Annotated in this window: 13 protein-coding genes; 8 read left to right on the top strand and 5 right to left on the bottom strand. The window is 53.7% G+C overall.

The window, feature by feature from the left end; genetic code table 11:
• Positions 1–239: 239 nt before the first annotated feature.
• The 4 genes from L1D47_RS00600 to fixA form a co-directional block, all read right to left on the bottom strand.
• Positions 240–527: a 4Fe-4S dicluster domain-containing protein gene (locus tag L1D47_RS00600; protein ID WP_220042972.1), complete on the bottom strand. Its 288-nt coding sequence runs from the start codon at positions 525–527 to the stop codon at positions 240–242.
• On the bottom strand, positions 524–1,816 hold the full coding sequence (fixC, locus tag L1D47_RS00595) for an FAD-dependent oxidoreductase FixC (protein WP_041509238.1): 1,293 nt from the start codon (positions 1,814–1,816) through the stop codon (positions 524–526). The genes L1D47_RS00600 and fixC overlap by 4 nt, the downstream gene beginning before the upstream one ends.
• A gap of 70 nt (positions 1,817–1,886) precedes the next feature.
• Positions 1,887–2,828: an FAD-binding protein gene (locus L1D47_RS00590; protein WP_239882154.1), complete on the bottom strand. Its 942-nt coding sequence runs from the start codon at positions 2,826–2,828 to the stop codon at positions 1,887–1,889.
• Positions 2,829–2,842: 14 nt separating this feature from the next.
• Positions 2,843–3,616, bottom strand: a complete 774-nt coding sequence (gene fixA, locus L1D47_RS00585; RefSeq protein ID WP_239882153.1) for a putative electron transfer flavoprotein FixA — start codon at positions 3,614–3,616, stop codon at positions 2,843–2,845.
• A gap of 907 nt (positions 3,617–4,523) precedes the next feature.
• On the opposite strand from fixA, the gene caiT reads away from it, so the two are divergent.
• The 8 genes from caiT (at position 4,524) to L1D47_RS00545 (ending at position 15,790) form a co-directional block, all read left to right on the top strand.
• Complete coding sequence (caiT, locus tag L1D47_RS00580; protein WP_239882152.1) at positions 4,524–6,068, top strand: L-carnitine/gamma-butyrobetaine antiporter; 1,545 nt, start codon at positions 4,524–4,526, stop codon at positions 6,066–6,068.
• Between the two features lie 51 nt (positions 6,069–6,119).
• Positions 6,120–7,256 (top strand): crotonobetainyl-CoA dehydrogenase, encoded by a 1,137-nt coding sequence (gene caiA, locus L1D47_RS00575; protein WP_041509240.1) that lies wholly within the window; start codon positions 6,120–6,122, stop codon positions 7,254–7,256.
• A 160-nt stretch (positions 7,257–7,416) separates the two neighbouring features.
• On the top strand, positions 7,417–8,643 hold the full coding sequence (gene caiB / locus L1D47_RS00570; protein ID WP_239882151.1) for an L-carnitine CoA-transferase: 1,227 nt from the start codon (positions 7,417–7,419) through the stop codon (positions 8,641–8,643).
• An 8-nt stretch (positions 8,644–8,651) separates the two neighbouring features.
• Positions 8,652–10,208, top strand: a complete 1,557-nt coding sequence (caiC, locus tag L1D47_RS00565) for a crotonobetaine/carnitine-CoA ligase (protein WP_239882161.1) — start codon at positions 8,652–8,654, stop codon at positions 10,206–10,208.
• Positions 10,209–10,264: 56 nt separating this feature from the next.
• The gene (gene caiD, locus L1D47_RS00560) at positions 10,265–11,050 is read left to right on the top strand and encodes a crotonobetainyl-CoA hydratase (protein WP_041509243.1); all 786 of its coding nucleotides are present in this window, start codon (positions 10,265–10,267) and stop codon (positions 11,048–11,050) included.
• A gap of 151 nt (positions 11,051–11,201) precedes the next feature.
• A complete protein-coding gene (locus L1D47_RS00555) occupies positions 11,202–12,164 on the top strand; it encodes an alpha/beta hydrolase (RefSeq protein WP_239882150.1) in 963 nt (320 codons plus the stop codon).
• Between the two features lie 268 nt (positions 12,165–12,432).
• Entirely contained in the window at positions 12,433–13,359 is a 927-nt protein-coding gene (locus L1D47_RS00550; RefSeq protein ID WP_239882149.1) for a LysR substrate-binding domain-containing protein, read from the top strand.
• Positions 13,360–13,447: 88 nt separating this feature from the next.
• Entirely contained in the window at positions 13,448–15,790 is a 2,343-nt protein-coding gene (locus L1D47_RS00545; protein WP_239882148.1) for a penicillin acylase family protein, read from the top strand.
• A 124-nt stretch (positions 15,791–15,914) separates the two neighbouring features.
• On the opposite strand, the gene pfaD is transcribed toward L1D47_RS00545, so the two are convergent.
• The gene (gene pfaD / locus L1D47_RS00540) at positions 15,915–17,537 is read right to left on the bottom strand and encodes an eicosapentaenoate synthase subunit PfaD (protein WP_239882147.1); all 1,623 of its coding nucleotides are present in this window, start codon (positions 17,535–17,537) and stop codon (positions 15,915–15,917) included.
• Positions 17,538–17,585 lie beyond the last annotated feature (48 nt).

Below are 17,585 nucleotides of genomic sequence, written 5' to 3'. Positions count from 1 at the left end.
TTGTAAACAGTGATGTAACCAAGTTTTTTGTTCAATTTTAAAGTCTGTTAATTGTTAATTTATAACTTCGTGATCGGCGTAGGGTTTTGGTTATTTTTTATCGCGCACAATAAAATAAATTTTATTGATAATGCCGGGTTTAATGTTCAGCTGTCTGAATAGTCGACATTTATGACGGTATTATTGGCGCGATAATAACGATTAAAGACTCTAAATATATAAATCCATTTAATATCGTGTTACCCGTAACGGTATTCGATGCCGAACGTTCCTCTCGGGTACTCCCACTTCTCTAGAATGGTCTCGCCGCAGAGAAACTTGCAGGTGCCGCACTCCAGGCAACCGGCGGAGTCGAAACGTACACTACCGTCTTGCTCCAGTTTGTAGAGACCCGCGGGGCAGGCGTTTACCAGCTTGCGATACTCCTTGATATTGGGATTGTCTTTTAAAATGATGTGCGGGTGTCCCTCATCGACATAGAACTTATTGACACCCAATTTCACGTCGACATTGACTGCTTCGGTCATATTGATGTGACTCCTTTATAACCATCTTTGATTAGGTTCATGAAACCCACCTCTTTACAGTGCTTGAGCAGGGTCTTGCGCAGCGGCTGGGCAGGGGTGCCGTCTATGATGAACATCTCGTGCATGATGTCGGCCACCATCTTTGGATACTGATTGAAGATGCGTGGCGTCTCCATGAAGGCGGGGAGCTGCTTGTACAGCTTCATGTCCTTCATAAGGAAGCTCTCTTCCAGCAGGCTCTGGTAGCTGCTCAGGCCCTGGGCCGAGAAGTCTTGCTGGGCGCGCGCCGCGAGTACTGCCTTGGCCGCAGCCTCTCCAGAGGCGATGGCGAGATCCATGCCGCGCACCGTATAGCCGACGTTGAGACAGAATCCGGCGGCATCACCCGTGATAAGCACGCCATCATCGACCAGCTTAGGCACCATGTTCAGGCCTGCCTCGGGCACCACGTGGCCTGAGTACTCCAGCAGCTTGCCGCCTTCGATGAGCGGCTTGATGAGCGAGTGATTCTTAAAGTCTTCCAGCATCTGAGGTACGCTCTTATCCGATTCGCCTATGCCATGCAGGCCACAGACAATACCCAAGGAGATGCTGGTGCGGTTGGTATAGATAAAGCCGCCGCCCATCAGGCCGTTAGAGGGAGAGCCGGCAAACAGCCAGGCGGCACCTTCGTCATCCTGCAGGTTAAATCTGTCTTTGATCACGGCTTCAGGCAGTTCGATCAACTCCTTCACGCCAACCGCCATGGCATCGGCGCTCACCTTAGGTTTCACCATGCCTAATTGTTCGCCCAGCACTGGGTTGACCCCTTCGGCCAAGATCACTGCCTTTGCCGTGAGTTCGTCGCCATCGGCTTTGACGCCGATAACCTTGCCATCCTGGGTGAGGATCTCATCGACACGAATGCCGGTGATAAATTGCGCGCCCACCTCTTCGGCCTTGCCCATTAGCCATTGGTCAAACTCACCGCGCAGCAGAGTGTAAGACTCCTGCACCGGGCTCTGATCGCGGCCGTTGTGATAGTCTAGGGTGACGCCGGTATCATCGGTCAGGAAGGTGACCTTTTCCTTGGTGACCTTGCGTTCTATGGGGGCCTCCTTGGCAAAGCCTGGGATGATCTTCTCCAGGCTATGGGCGTAGAGGCGGCCGCCCGTCATGTTTTTGCTGCCGGCGTAATTACCACGCTCGATCACCAATACATCGGCGCCTTCTTTGGCCAGGACATAGGCGGCAACACAGCCTGCGAGTCCGGCACCAACGACGATCGCGTCAAATGCTTCTTCTGACATATCTAGTCACTCTTCTTCTATTGGGGGAAAGTAGCCAAGCCAGAAGGTTTGGCTACCTGCCTAGTTCAGTCTAGGCTTTCATTGCCTGAATAAGTGCTGGTAGTACTTTATTGATGTCGCCCACCAGGCCGTAATCCACATATTGGAAAATTGGCGCGTTCTTATCTTTGTTGACCGCGAGGATGGTTTGAGAGCCTAAGGCACCTACCATGTGTTGGATCTGTCCGGAGATCCCCAGAGCAAGATAGATGTCGGGCTTGAGCATGACACCCGATACGCCCACATAGCGTTCACGTTCCATCCATTTTTCTGTCTCGGCGATAGGACGAGAGCAGCCAAGTTCAGCTTGGATGGTTGTGGCTAGTTCGCCAGCTAGAGCCAGATTGTTTAGGTTGCCGATACCACTACCTACGGCAATAACACGTTTAGCTTTCCCTAAATCGACACTATTACCTTGCTTGACGCGGCGCTCGATGCAGGTGATCGCCTGCTTAGGAGCGATAAAGGGTAATGAAACGCCCTCACCGGTTAATGAAGTGTCAGCCGCCAGTGGCTCAAATGCACCACTGGCAAGGGTTACTAATGCGATAGGTGAGGTGATTCGTTCTGTACCAATGGCCAGGCCGCCAAATACCATATGTTTGGCCACTACGCCATCGTCGAGTGTCACCTCGGTTGCATCGTTGATCAGGCCTGCTTCGAGCTGGACACTGAGTTTTGCCGCCAGCGCCTTGCAACGCTTGGTTGCCGGTAGCAGCATGAGTGCAGGTTTCTCGCCGTCCTTGATGGCCTGGCTCATGGTTGTCGCAAAGTCTTCGATCATCTGGGTGTCGGCCTTGTTGCCTAGGTAGTAGACATGGCTGGCACCATAGGAATAGGCGGTCGCGATATCGGCTTCGCTGCCGATGATAAAGGCCGATACTTTTTCGCCCAGCGCGCGACCACCAGCGATCGTTTCGGGTAGACGTGCAGCAATATCACTAAATACCCATACATTTGACAGTTTGCTCATCGTATTCCCCTCGATTAGTTAAGTGCTTTACGTAGATGGTCGGCAAAGGCCGCGATTTGTGCCTCATCGTCACCTTCGACGATGACTTGTGCACGCTCGGCCTGTTTAGGTGCGACAACACTGATGGCGTCGACCAGTTTAGGTAGGGCTGCCAATTCAAGCGCTTCTTTGTCCAGTGTGGCAACGGGTTTCTTGGCCGCAGCCAGAATCGTCTTCATCGATGGGATCTGAGGTTCGTTGATGTCGGCAGATACCGAGACTACTGCAGGCAGGGTGATTTCCAGCACTTCGACTTCATCGTCCAATGCGCGCTCGACGGTCAGGGTGTTTTCGGTTACCGAGACAATCTTGCTGACGGCATTGATGGTGCTGACATTTAGTAGCTCACCTAATTGCATGCCAACTTGCTGGGCGAACAGATCGCCCGAGCCGTCACCACAAAGGATCAGGTCGAACTCGCATTTGCACGCTGCGCTAGCAAGCACACGTGCGGTTTGATGGGGGAGCATGGCTTCAAACTGTTCATCGATCACTAAGGTCAGATCATCCGGGCCGCGAGAGAGGATATCTTTGCGTGCCTTTGGATTATCCAGTGCCTTGCCACCCACGCTTAACGCGGTCAGCTGGCTGCCTTCGACCATAGACTTAATCTGTACGCCGGCTTCAACGGCATTGAGATCGAATGGGTTGATCTTAGGGGCAGCCTTGCTGGTATCTACTGAGCCGTCGCCATTGATCGATATGTCTTGTTCTTCGGGGACCAGTTTATAGCAGGTAATAATTTTCATTATATCTCCAAATTATCAGTGTTTATTTACTGTCTCATCAATAACGAGATGACATTAATATGTTGTCGACTAACCTGGCCTAGTTTATGTCAGGGTTTTCGACTCTTGATATTAATAAGTTAAACCTTGAGTCGTTACAGATAGACGATAAATGAATTGTATTTGCCATTCTGTTGATTGACTGTGTGGAAATTATAAGATCAGAAATATTTAATTCGATGTTACACACTTCACATTTATGGTTTGAATGTGTTTTTTCTGTAGGTAGAGTTTCTAACGGATGTATTAGTCTGGCTAATATCGGTGTGTTTATTTAGTTTCTTTAAACTGGTTATAAGTTTGGCTAATAAAGTGGTTAAGATATCCTTATAGCCTGTTTAGCGTGGCTTATTTGTCTCATTTTAGTTTTTCTAATAGCAACTTTAGAATTCGTTTTGAATGTTTTTAAATGACTTTTTTATCACTGTTTCTTTGTTTATATCGTTGTTTTAACTATTGTTTTCTTATTCTTTCTCCTGGTTTTGCTTTAGGTTTTAATATGATGTAAATCACTTTTTATTCCTGCTTTGATATCGCGAGCACATGTTTTTTGTGATCGGTTCGATAGTTGTTTACGATGCGTTTATCATCTTGGCTGATGCTTTTCTAGCTGTTTTTTTTGATTTTATTTATACGTGATAACGATCACTGAACAATTAAAGTTGCCGCGTATTATTTAAATGCCTGCTAAGCCTTTAATGAGTCAGATTTAATGATGAATTTAAAGTTGTATGGTGAATCAAAATAAAAACTGCTTATCAATTTTATGTAAAAGCGTTTATTGAACCCTGCTTATCAATAACGCGAAGCATATTAATTAAATTGGCTTTTACCTATTGTCCTCCTATGAAGAGGGAGATCTATTAAGATGAACGAAAAAAACATGGGATTTGATCTCGCAGCGGGGAAAAAGAAGAAGGTCACGATTGAACCTAAAATCTTTTTTCCTTCTCTGATTGCCGTCATATTGCTCTCTTACCTGACCGTAAGGGATCTCGATGCGGCAAACGTAATTATCAAGGATGTATTTCATTATCTAACCCACTCTTGGGGATGGGCATTCGAGTGGTACATGATAGCCCTGGCCATAGGTTGGGGGTGGCTGGTCTGGGGACCCTATGCAAACAACCGCTTGGGGCAGGAAAAACCCGAGTTCAGCACAGGTAGCTGGATCTTCTTGATGTTTGCCTCCTGTACCTCGGCCGCAGTGCTTTACTGGGGATCGTTAGAGGCGTACTACTATCTGACTTACCCACCCTTTGAAATCGAGTCTATGTCGGTGCAAGCCAAAGAGCTTGGGGTGGCCTATAGTCTCTTCCACTGGGGTCCTTTGCCTTGGATGGGCTATGGCTTCTTTACCGTCGCCCTGGGTTACTTCCTGTTCGTGAAAAAGATGGATGTGGTTCGTCCGAGCGGTACCCTTGAGCCGGTACTGGGCAAGCATCACAAGGGGATCCTGGGTTCCTTCATCGACAACATCTATGTTGTGGCATTAATCCTGGCCATGGGCACCAGCCTAGGTTTGGCGACGCCGCTGGTGACCGAGTGTATTCAGTGGTTGTTTGGCATCGAGCGTACTATTGAGGTCGATACCTTTGTTATCTCTGTGTGGATCATCTTTAACGCCGTGTGCGTGGCATTTGGTCTGACTAAGGGGATCAAAATAGCCAGTGACCTGCGTAGCTACCTGAGCATCATCATGCTGTTCTGGGTGTTCTTAATCGGTGCAACCAGCTTTACCGTCAACTACTTCACCGAATCTGTCGGTGTGATGCTGGCTTACCTGCCACGCATGCTGTTCTACACAAGTTCTATCAGTGCCGACAGCTGGCCACAAGATTGGACCGTTTTCTACTGGGCCTGGTGGGTAGTGTATGGCATTCAGATGTGTATCTTCCTCGCCAAGATCTCTCGCGGTCGTACCGTACGTGAGCTGTGTCTGACCATGGTATTGGGTCTAACCGCTTCTACCTGGTTCCTGTGGACCATCCTGGGTAGTAACACAGTTAACCTGATGCACGAAAGCATCATCAACATGGGCCAGCTGATCCAAGACCATGGTGCGCCACGCGCCATCATTGAGACCTGGGCTGCCTTACCCATGAGCACTATCACCATGTGGGGCTTCTTCATTCTCTGCTTCCTGGCAACTGTGACCCTGATTAACGCCTGTTCTTACACCCTCGCTATGTCGACCTGTAAGGGCGCCGACGCCGACAACGAGCCACCTGTTTGGATCCGTGTGGGTTGGTCTGTGTTGGTGGGCGTTATCGGTATCGTGCTGCTGTCGCTGGGTGGGTTGAAACCGTTGCAGACGGCCATTATTGCCGGCGGCGCACCGCTAGTGATTGTCAACATCCTGGTGATTATCTCGTTCTTAAAAGATGCACGTAAAAACAAGTGGGCTTCTTAGGCTGGAGCTTCTCCCCTAAGCAGTCGTTAACCGTAAAGATAGGAATATACGATGGACTTTAAATTAACCGACGAACAAGAGCTATTCGTTTCTGGTATTCGCGATCTGATGGCGAAGGAGAACTGGGAAAGCTATTTTGCCGAGTGTGATGAAAATAGCCAGTACCCTGAAAGGTTTGTCAAAGAGCTGGCCGAGATGGGTATCGATAGCCTGCTACTGCCTGAGGAGCACGGTGGATTCGAAGAGGGCATGGTAACCCTCACGGCAATCTGGGAAGAGCTGGGTCGCCTGGGCGCCCCGACTTATGTCCTGTATCAACTGCCAGGCATTGCGACTGTGCTGAGACACGGCAACCAAGATCAGATAGACAAGATCATGGCGCTGCGCGGCACAGGTAAGCAGATGTGGAACTCGGCCATTACCGAGCCAAGTGCGGGTTCAGATGTGGGCAGCCTGCTGACCACCTACAAGCGCCGTAATGGCAAGGTTTACCTGACGGGTAGCAAGTGCTTCATCACCAGCGCCGCCGGTATCCCTTACGTGGTGGTGATGGCTAAAGATGCCGACAGCGAAACACCTGTGTTCACCGAATGGTTTGTCGACATGACCAAGCCCGGCATCAAGCTGAGCAAGCTGCCTAAGCTGGGCCTTAAGATGGACAGCTGCTGTGAGCTGCAGTTTGACGAGGTCGAGCTGGAAGAGTCAGACATGTTTGGTATCGAGGGTAACGGCTTCCTGCGTGTGAAGGAAGAGTTCGACTCGGAGCGTTTCCTGGTGGCATTGACCAACTATGGCGCGGCCTACTGCGCCTTCGAAGATGCGGCCAAATACGCCAACCAGCGCGTACAGTTTGGTGAGACTATCGGTCGCTTCCAGCTGATCCAGGATAAGTTTGCCCATATGGCGATCAAGCTGAACAGCATGAAGAACATGGTCTATGAAGCGGCGTGGAAGTGCGACCAGGGCACTATGACATCGGGTGACTCGGCCATGTGTAAATACTTCTGTGCCAATGCCGGTTTCGAGGTGATCGACTCCGCCATGCAGGTATTAGGTGGCTATGCTATCGCCGGCGAACACCGCATCGGCCGTATGTGGCGCGACATCCGTGTCGACCGCGTCTCCGGTGGTTCGGATGAGATGCAGATCCTCACCCTGGGCCGTGCCGTGTTAAAGCAATATCGCTAAACGGGGAGGGCAGCGACGCGGCTCCCAGCGTCGCTGGCCAAGGATGGCGGTGTGATGGCCGCCATCTCCTCACAATCTCATTAACCTTGAAAATTCGCTACCGCATTGATGCCTGCGCATCAGTGCCGGGGACGGGTTTGTGTGAAAAAGGATGCTAGATATGTCGAAAAAGTTATTTACCCCACAATTTGGTCCCCTGTCGGGCCTGCGTGTGGTGTTCTCAGGGATTGAAATTGCCGGCCCATTCGCGGCGCAGATGTTAGCCGAGTGGGGCGCCGAGGTGATCTGGATTGAAAACGTCGCCTACACAGATACCATTCGCGTACAGCCCCACTATCCAGAGCTGTCGCGTCGTAACCTACACGCCTTGTCGCTCAATATCTTTAAGGATGAAGGCCGTGACGCCTTCCTTAAGTTGATGGAGACCACTGACATCTTCATCGAGGCCAGCAAGGGCCCAGCCTTTGCCCGTCGCGGCATTACAGATGAGGTGTTATGGCAACACAATCCTAAGCTGGTGGTCGCTCACCTGTCAGGTTTCGGCCAGTATGGCACCGAGGAGTACACCAACCTGGCGGCCTACAACACCATTGCCCAGGCCTTCAGTGGTTATCTGATCCAAAACGGCGACAAAGACCAGCCAATGCCGGCCTTCCCTTATACCGCCGATTACTTCTCGGGGATGACGGTCACCACGGCGGCCTTGGCGGCCCTGCATAAGGTGCGTGAGACTGGGGTTGGCGAGAGTATCGATGTGGCCATGTATGAGGTGATGCTGCGCATGGGGCAGTACTTCATGATGGACTACTTCAACGGTGGCGAAGTCTGCCCACGCATGACTAAAGGTAAAGATCCTTACTATGCAGGTTGTGGTCTCTACAAGTGTGTCGACGGCTATATCGTCATGGAGCTGGTAGGCGCCATGCAGATTGAAGAGATGTTTAAGGATATGGGGATCAGTCACCTATGGGGCACGCCAGAGATCCCAGAAGGTACCCAGCTTATCCATAGAGTGGAGTGTCCATTTGGCGACGAAGTCGAGACCAGCCTGGACAACTATCTCAACGGCAAGACCATCGAATTCGTGTTGGCACGCTTTGCCGAGCTGAAGATCGCTTGCGCCAAGGTGCTGACCATCCCAGAGTTGGAAGGCAATCCGCAGTACCAGGCGCGTGAGTCGATCACCGAGTGGACCAACATCGACGGCAAGGCATACAAGGGCCCCAATGTGATGCCTAAGTTCAAGAATAATCCAGGCAAGATCTGGCGCGGCATGCCTAAGCACGGCATGGATACTGAGGCGATTCTGAGCGATATCGGTTATTCGGCAGAAGAGATCGCGGCGCTGAGCGCCAAGGGTCTTGCCAAGGTGTTTGAAGGTAAGTGAGGCAAGTGATGGATATCGTGGGCAGCAGAACATTAAGGTGCATGTGGCAGGAGCGTGCTCAGCAGTACAGTGATAACACGGCATTGATATATGAAGATACTGCCGGCGATATCCGCACCTTTAGCTATCAATCCCTGGATGCCCAGATTAACCGGGCGGCCAATCTCTTCCTCAAACAGGGAATAGCCAAGGGTGACAAGGTGGCAGTGCAGCTTTATAACAGCCCGGAGTTTATCTTCTGCTGGTTTGGTCTGGCCAAGATAGGCGCGGTGATCGTGCCTATCAACACCCAATATGTGCAGGGTGAGTGCAGCTACATACTGACCAAGTGCGACGTCACGGCCCTAGTGACAGAGCCAAGCTTTCTGCCTATCTATGAGGCGTTGGCGGCTAAGGGGCAAAGGCTCGAGCAGGTCTTTGTCGCCCGCGCTGCGGGAGAGCAGTTTGCGGGGCGGGTGAATTTAGATGATCAGTTAGCGCTGCAGGCGCCGACTCTCGACCTGCATGTGCCGCTCGAAAGCGAAGACCCCGCCGAGATCCTCTTTACCTCGGGGACGACCTCTCTGCCCAAGGGAGTGGTGCTCACCCACTGCAACCTGCAATTTGCCGGGCACTATACCGCCTGGCAGACCCGCTTGACGGCCAAGGACAGGTATCTCTCCATGATGCCCAATTTTCACATCGATTTTCAGTGCAATGCGGCCATGGCGGTATTTACCGTCGGTGCCTGCCTGGTGATGTTGGAGAAATACAGTGCCCGTCGGTTCTGGAAGCAGATTTGCGACTACCGTGCCACCATCACCCATGCCATGCCTATGATTTTACGCACCCTGATGCTGCAGCCCGTAGCAGAAGGGGAAGACCAGCATTGTCTGCGTGACATGTTGTTTTTCATGCACGTTTCGGATCAAGAGAAACTGGATTTCGAGACGCGTTTCAAGGTCACCCTGTTCAACTCTTACGGTATGACTGAGACCCTGGTTGGGCTAATTGGCGATACGCCGGGTGAGCCTCGCCATTGGCCGTCAATAGGACGTCCGGGGCTGGGATACGAAGCCAAGGTGACCGATGAGACTGGGCGGGAGGTTGCCCCTAACCAGGTGGGTGATCTCTGGGTGAAGGGGGTGCCGGGCAGAAGCCTGTTTAAAGAGTATTACCAGGATCCCAAGGCCACCCAGGCGGCGCTCGGTGACGATGGTTGGCTGCTCACCGGCGACAAGGCCTATGTGGATGAGCGAGGCCTGTTCTACTTCGTCGATCGCAAGAGCAATATGATCAAGCGTTCGGGCGAGAACATCTCCAGCACGGAGGTGGAGAACGTGCTGATGTCTCACCCCGCCATTCAGGACGCCGCCGTCATCGGCATAGCCGATCCGATTCGAGATCAGGCAGTCAAGGCGTTTGTCATCTTCGCCCCGGGCCAGTCACTCACCCAGAAGGAGATATTGGCGTTTTGTAGCGCCAATATGGCCAAGTTTAAGGTGCCCAGTGTGGTGGAGATCCGCAAGAGCTTTCCCCGCACCTGCACCTGCAAAGTCGATAAGAAGTTGCTCGAGACCCGTTGAGGCCCGAGCCGTACAAATTTTCCGTTATCACGCGATAACTTCAATGGAGTAGTAACATGAGCGAATCATTACACGTGACCCGTAATGGCAGCATCTTAGAGATCGTTTTAGACCGACCTAAGGCCAATGCCATCGATGCAAAAACCAGTTACGAGATGGGAGAAGTCTTCCTGGCATTTCGTGACGATCCCGAGCTTAGAGTCGCCATCATTACCGGTGCCGGCGCGCGTTTCTTCTCTGCTGGCTGGGATCTCAAGGCGGCGGCAGAAGGCGAGGCGCCAGACGCCGACTTCGGTCCAGGCGGCTTTGCCGGTTTGACCGAGCTGTTTGATCTCGACAAGCCGGTGATCGCCGCGGTCAATGGCTATGCCTTCGGTGGCGGTTTCGAGTTGGCCCTGGCGGCGGATCTGATTGTGTGCGCCGACAATGCAAGCTTTGCCCTGCCTGAGGCCAAGCTAGGCATAGTGCCAGACAGCGGCGGCATGCTGCGCCTACCTAAGTTGCTGCCTGCCCCTATCGTCAACGAGTTGATGATGACGGGCCGCACCATGGACGCCCAGGAGGCATTGCGCTGGGGTGTGGTCAACCGTGTGGTTGAACAAGAAGCACTGATGGAGACGGCTCGTGAGTTGGCAAACGAGATCAGCCAGAGCGCACCACTTGCCCTGGCGGCTATCAAGGAGATCTATCGCGAGACTGGCGAGTTGTCTGTCGAGCAAGGCTATGCCCATATCCGTGGCGGTCAGCTGAAGCACTATCCAAGCGTGCTGCACTCTGAAGATGCGCTGGAAGGCCCGGCGGCCTTTGCCGAGAAACGCGATCCTGTATGGCAGGGTAAGTAAGTCTGTGCGTTAAATCTGGGATGGATGTCGCCTTTAAGGGGGCACCATCCCTGTATCGTTATCGGCAAGATTAGATTAAGCACTCGCCGTTGATAGGCGACTATACGTTAAGCCGTTTGCGTTTAAGCAGTTTGAGTTGAAGGAGTTAGCCATGCCACTCGATCCCGAGGTTGCGCAATTTTTACAAGAGGTTAAAGACTCAGGGGCGCCCGCCTATGAGACGATGACACCTGCTGAGGCCAGGCGACAGGAGCTGGCGGATCTTGCTATCGCCAATGCAGGTAAGACGCCAGAAGCGGTTAGTGAGGTGATCCACAGTTTTATTGCCGGTCCGACGGCGGATCTGCCCGTGCGTATCTATCGTCCCTTGGGCGTCGAGGCGCCCGAAGCCGGCGCACCTGCCTTAATCTTCATCCACGGCAGTGGCTGGGTGGTGTCTAACATAGAGACCAATGATCACTTTAGCCGCGCCCTGGCCAATCGCACCGGCGCCGTGGTGATCGCGGTTAATTATCAAAAGGCCCCCGAGCACAAGTTTCCGATCCCGATGGACGACTGCTACAGTGCGACCCTTTGGGTGTTTGAGCAGGCCAAGGCATTGGGGCTGGATCCTAAGCGTATCGGCATCATGGGCGACAGCGCCGGTGGCAATCTGGCCGCCGCGGTGACCTTGCGTTTGCGCGACGAGATGGGACCATCGCTGGCCTGCCAGGTGTTAGTCTATCCGGCAGTGCATTATGGCTGGGACACGGACTCGGCTAAGCTCCATGGCACCGGCTACCTGCTGCAGCAAGAGAGCATGAAATACTACTGGCACCACTATATTCGTAGCGCCGCCGACGGTAAGCATCCTTATTGCTCCCCGTTAGATGCCGCCAGCCACAGCTGTCTGCCACCGGCACTCATCTACACCGCAGAGTATGACCCTCTGTGTGATGATGGCTTTAACTATGCCCAAAAGTTAAGACTGGCCGGGGTGCCCGTGACCTACAAGATGTATGAGGGAACCATCCACGGTTTTATCAAGATGTTACAGCGTTTCACCCAGGCGCAATTATTTCTCGATGAGCTGAGCGAAGCGGTCACGCCCCTGCTTGCTCCTCTGGGGGAGTAACAGCCTCCTTCGTTTAGGGCGTTAGTCGTGGCTATCGCCCTCATCTGGTCAGCGATTGCGCTGCAGGATCTGCTGCGCAAACTTACTCAGACACAGCTTTGTGGTCGATATCACTATTCATCGATTGTTAATTGGTGATCTTAGTCTGATTACTGCAACTAAGCAGTAATTTAACTTGTTATTAACTTAGATATTGTGCGCGGCGTTACATCTTTTCTCAGGATCCCTTGTTAGCATTTCGATTCGGTTTCCGCTTTGCTAAAGAGTCATGAATAATAATATTCCGCTAAGAGCGCTGCAGATATTTGAGGCGTGTGCCAGATTAGAAAGTTGTTCCCTTGCGGCGAATGAGTTGTGCATTACCCAGAGTGCGGTATCACAGCAGATAAAGCAGCTGGAAGACTACTTCTTAGAGAAGTTATTTTATAGGCAAAGCGGCAAGATTAATCTCACCGAGGCGGGAATAGAACTCAGAGAGCGCCTGGCGCCTGTGTTTTACGATCTCAATAGCGTCTGCTCGAGCCTGGTACAGAATATGACGGGCGAGGTCAGGGTGCACTCCTACACCTCGCTGGCGGCCAGATGGCTGGTGCCTAAGATGGAGCAACTCAGGCAGATCTACCCCGAACTCAACATCAATGTCGGCATGTTTCAAAACGATATCGAGATGAGCGATATGATTGCCGATATCTTCATCGTGACGCGGGAGTTTCAGGATGGCTATACCATCATTCCCCTGGTGACCGAGAAGCTGGTGGCCTTCTGTAGCCCACAATATTACGCTCAGTCGAACGGCATAAGCGTCGATACCCTAGATCAACACTGCCTGCTCTATTCGAAACACAAGGATTATGGTGTCGACTGGGATACCTGGTTTAGAAACAATGAGCTAGCCATCAGTCCCAATCAGCGAAAGATCATCTTTAATCACAACATGTTAGCGGTGCAGGCGGCCATCTATGGTCAGGGGATCGTGTTGGGGCTGGAGCAGACCCTCAAGGTTGAGCTGGATTCGGGCAACCTGGTGAAACTGGAGCTGCCGACCTGTCTCTCGGGCCTAACCTACTATATCGCCTATAAGACATCGAAGAAGCGCGATGCCCGTATCATGCGTATCGTCGATTGGATCATTGACAACTATCCGGGCGATCATCCAGGCGTTCATCCAGGCGAGCGCATCCGGCCCTATCCTTGAGGCCTGTAAAACAATATCTTTTGGGTGCTTAACAAGTAAGCAACTTTTGTTATGATGAGTTTCCATTGACTTATCACTTGCTTATCTCATGTTAAGACACCTGAAATTGCTATTGCTCCTCCTCTTGTCACTGCTGTTTTTGCTGGTGGTCGGCGTCTATGTCGGCCTCAATCTCAGCCTGCCCAAGCTCTCTGGCGAGATGAGCACAAATCAGATCTCGGCTAAGACCCAGATAGGGCGCGATCGCCTCGGTACTGCGGTGATCCATGGCGAAAATCGCCAGGATGTCGCTTTTGCGCTGGGCTTTGCCCATGGTCAGGACAGGTTCTTTCAGATGGATCTACTCAGGCGAAATTCAGCTGGCGAGTTGGCCGAGTTGTTTGGGGAGCCCGCCTTGGCACTGGATCAGTCGCGCCGCTTTCATCAGCTGCGCAAACGCGCCGAGCGTATCTATCGTCATCTGCCCACGGCCCAGCAGCAGTTGTTGCAGCGCTACGCCGACGGCGTCAATAAGGCGCTGGCCGAGCAGTCGCTGCCATCGTTCGAATACCTGCTGACGCGCGCCGAGCGTCAGCCCTGGCGACCCGCCGACAGCCTGCTGGTGATCTACACTATGTATCTGGATCTACAAGGCAATACCCTTAAGCGGGATCTGACGCTGGAACAGATAGAGCGGCGTTTTGGCCCCCAGATGCGCGCCTTCATCACCCAGACCTCAAATTATCAGGCGGCGCTGGATAACAGCCTGTTTCCCTCCGATCCGCCGGAAATCCCCAAACTAAATCTAAGCTCAAATCTGAGTCTAAGTCTAAGTAATAGCGATACCCTGGCTCGGCGTCTCGACGTCAGCATAGAGGAGCCCCGAGAGGTGGGTAGCAATAATTGGGCGGTCACCGGCCAGATGACCCGCACCGGCAGCGCCATGTTGTCCGATGATATGCACCTCTCCTTCGCCGTCCCCATCATCTGGTATCGCGCCCAGCTTAACTATCCCGACGCCAAGGGCGAGGCGGTACAGGTGACTGGCGTGTCCCTGCCAGGCGCTCCGGCTATCGTGGTCGGTAGCAACGGCAAGCTGGCCTGGGGATTCACCAATGCCTATATCGATACCGCCGATTGGGTGGTGCTGAGCGACGACGAGCCGCTAACCACAGAGCATGAGACAATCAAGTTGCCAAAGGGAGAGCAGGACTACCCGCTGACTCTGTCACGTTTTGGCCCGGTACGTCATCTTGATGGCCAGGCCTATGCGTTGTCTTGGGTGGCCCATCAGGACTATGCGGTCAACATGGAGCTGATGGCACTCGAGCAAATGAGCAGTGTGCCCGAGGCGATGGCTAAGGCGAGCAGCTTTGGTATTCCGGTGCAGAATCTGATGCTGGCTGACGACAAGGGCCATGCGGCCTGGCAGCTGGCCGGCGCCGTCCCGGCCAGAAAACAGGTGAGCGATGTCGCCCTGAGTGGCGAGCAGCTTGAATGGGGAAAATGGCAACAGCGTGAGGCGGGTTTGCCCTCGCGTCAGGACCCACTGGGCGGCCGCTTGTGGAGTGCCAATGCCAGGGTAATGTCGACTCAGGATGCGCAGCGTTATGGTGATGGCGGCTATGCCTTGGGGGCCAGGAGCGCGCAGATAAGAGACAGGCTACTGGAACAGGAGCTGTTTGATGAAGGCGACTTCTATCGCATTCAGCTCGATAACCAGGCGCGCTTCTATCGTCCCTGGCACGCCTATCTGCTTGCGGCCTTAATGAAGCAGCCTAAGCGCTTTGCCAAGGATATCGTGCAGCTCAGAGACTGGCAGGAATGTGCCTGCGCCGAATCGGTGGGCTTCACCCTGGTGAAGGCGTTTCGTACTCAACTGCTGGACAGCGCCTTCGCGCCCATCGAAACCGAGCTGGCCAAGTCGCAGCTGAGCCTGTCGGTACTCAAGCGATATCTGGAGCCCGCCATCTGGCAACTGCTTAAGCAGCAACCCACAGATTGGCTACCCCAGGAACTTACCGGCTGGGATGCGCTGGTGATCGCCAGCTATGTGAAGGCCCGCGACGAGCTGCTTAAAAAATACAGTGATGATGGCGAGCTTAGCGAGCTCAACTGGGGGAAGGTGAATACCCTGGCGATCCAGCATCCCTTTAGTCGTCAGATGCCGCTGCTGAGTCGCTGGCTGGATATGCCTAAGGTGGCGGGTTTTGGCGATACCTTTATGCCTGCGGTGCAGCGACCTAGCTTTGGCGCCTCGCAGCGTTTCATCGTGCAGCCTGGCTATGAGGAGCGGGCGATCATGGCGATTCCTGGCGGTCAATCCGGTCATCCTCTGTCTAAATATTACCGCGCCGGATTTGGCGAATATGCCCGCGGCGCACCGACCCCACTGCTACCCGGCGAGATAGAGGCCAGGCTGACCTTAGTGCCGGAGCAGATGCCGCATTAGCCGCAGGATAGAGGCCGTAAAAATAAGTCGCCGTAATATATGTCGGCGCAGGATAAAGTAGTTGTGAGATAAGCAAAAGCCACCCTAGGGTGGCTTTTGTTTTTGCCAGTTAAGGCCGCTGAGTCTAGATCATCGGCGCCTGGGGTTTGTAGCGTAGCAGCTGGGCAGGCAGCTTGACGCCCTGGGCATTGATGGCGTTAACCCTCGCCAGATAGGCGGCGCCATACATCAGGTGTTTGGCCAAGTCGACCGCGTGACGCTTGCTGTAGTCGTCCAGGTAGCAGCCCTTGGCCCACTGGTTGAAGGCGCCCAGCGCAGGCCCAGCCCAGATCTGATAGTCCATCTCACGGCCCGGCTCACCGGTGTTTGACCAACGGCTCGACAGCCCCAGATACCAGCGGAAGATCAGCGCCATCTTACGCTTGGGATTGCCCTCGGCGCGCTCAATCTGCTTGGGATCACGCTCGTTAAAGTGGGCGACCGTGCCGGCCCAGATCTCATCCAGGCTGGCGCGAAACACCTGCTTCTCCAGCTTGTCGCGCTCATCTACCGGGATCGCTTCAATCGAGTCGTAGCGGCTGTAGATCTCATACAGCTTGTTGGCGCGCATGGGGAACAGGGTACCGCGTTTGACCACCTGCAGCTTGACGCCCATCTCAAACATATCCGCGGCCGGTGCCATGGTGACATCGGCCATCTCGGTGGTGGCCAGCAGCTTACGGGTGTGCTCGCTGGCACCCGCCTCGACGCAGGCCTGGTTGATGGAGCCTGTCACTATGTAGGCGGCGCCCATATTGAAGGCCGCCAAGGCCGCATCCGGGGTGCCTACACCACCACCGCAACCGACCCGCAGGGGCGTGGCGTATTGGTACTTGGCCTGAATCTCCTCTTTGAGCGCCAGAATAGTGGGCAGCAGGGTGACCAGAGGGCGGTTATCCGTGTGGCCGCCCGAGTCTGCCTCGGCGGTGATGTCATCGGCCATAGGTACCAGCTGTGCCATGGTCATCTGATCATGGGTGATCAGGCCTTCGTCGACCAGTTTTTGCAGCATCTTAGCAGGCGCTGGCTGCATGAATTTCTCGGCCACCTCGGTGCGGCTCACCTTGGCGATCACCTTGTTGCCGATAACGATGTGACCGTTGGCGTCGCGGCTCAGGCCAGCGGCGCGGTAGTAGACGATCTGCGGCGTGAGCCCGAGAAAGGCCGAGGCCTCGACGGTGCGCACCTTATGCTTGAGGAACAGCTCGACACTGCCACGCTCCAGCGCGGGTTCGCTCGGGCTGTGGATCAGGTTGAACATATAGGGACCGTTTGGCAGTGCGGCTTGGATCCGCGCGATCGCCTGCTCGACTCGGCTCGGGATCAAACCTGCGGCGCCAAAGGAGCATAAGATCCCCGCCTTACCCAGGGCGATCACCAGTTCTTCCGATGAGATGCCGTTGGCCATGGCGCCGGCGTAGTAGGCGTATTTGACGCCGTGCACCCGGCGGAAGTTGCTGTCGCCCAGGCTCTCAGTGCCCAGGGCCGGGGTGAAGGCGCTCACCGGGTGGCCTGTGGCTTGTTCGCCAGTCGCTAGGCTGGCCTCAGTGGCAATACCTACGCCCAGATCGCCGTCATTAACCACATAGCAGGCGCGGCTGAAATCTTTAAGCTGGCTCGCCATGGTGGCGCTGTCAAAGCTTATTTTGCTGTCGCTTACCTGCCATGGCCAAGGTGAAAGTTGCTCGTTTGCGGTAGTCGGATTCATCTAAACAAGAACCTTATTTTGTTATGGCGGACTTAGGCTGTGCTTTGC

Source organism: Shewanella sp. Isolate7 (assembly GCF_022398425.1).
Classification (GTDB): Bacteria; Pseudomonadota; Gammaproteobacteria; order Enterobacterales; family Shewanellaceae; genus Shewanella.
The sequence above is the reverse complement of the archived record's forward strand: the minus strand, read 5'-3'. Positions and strand labels throughout refer to the sequence as shown.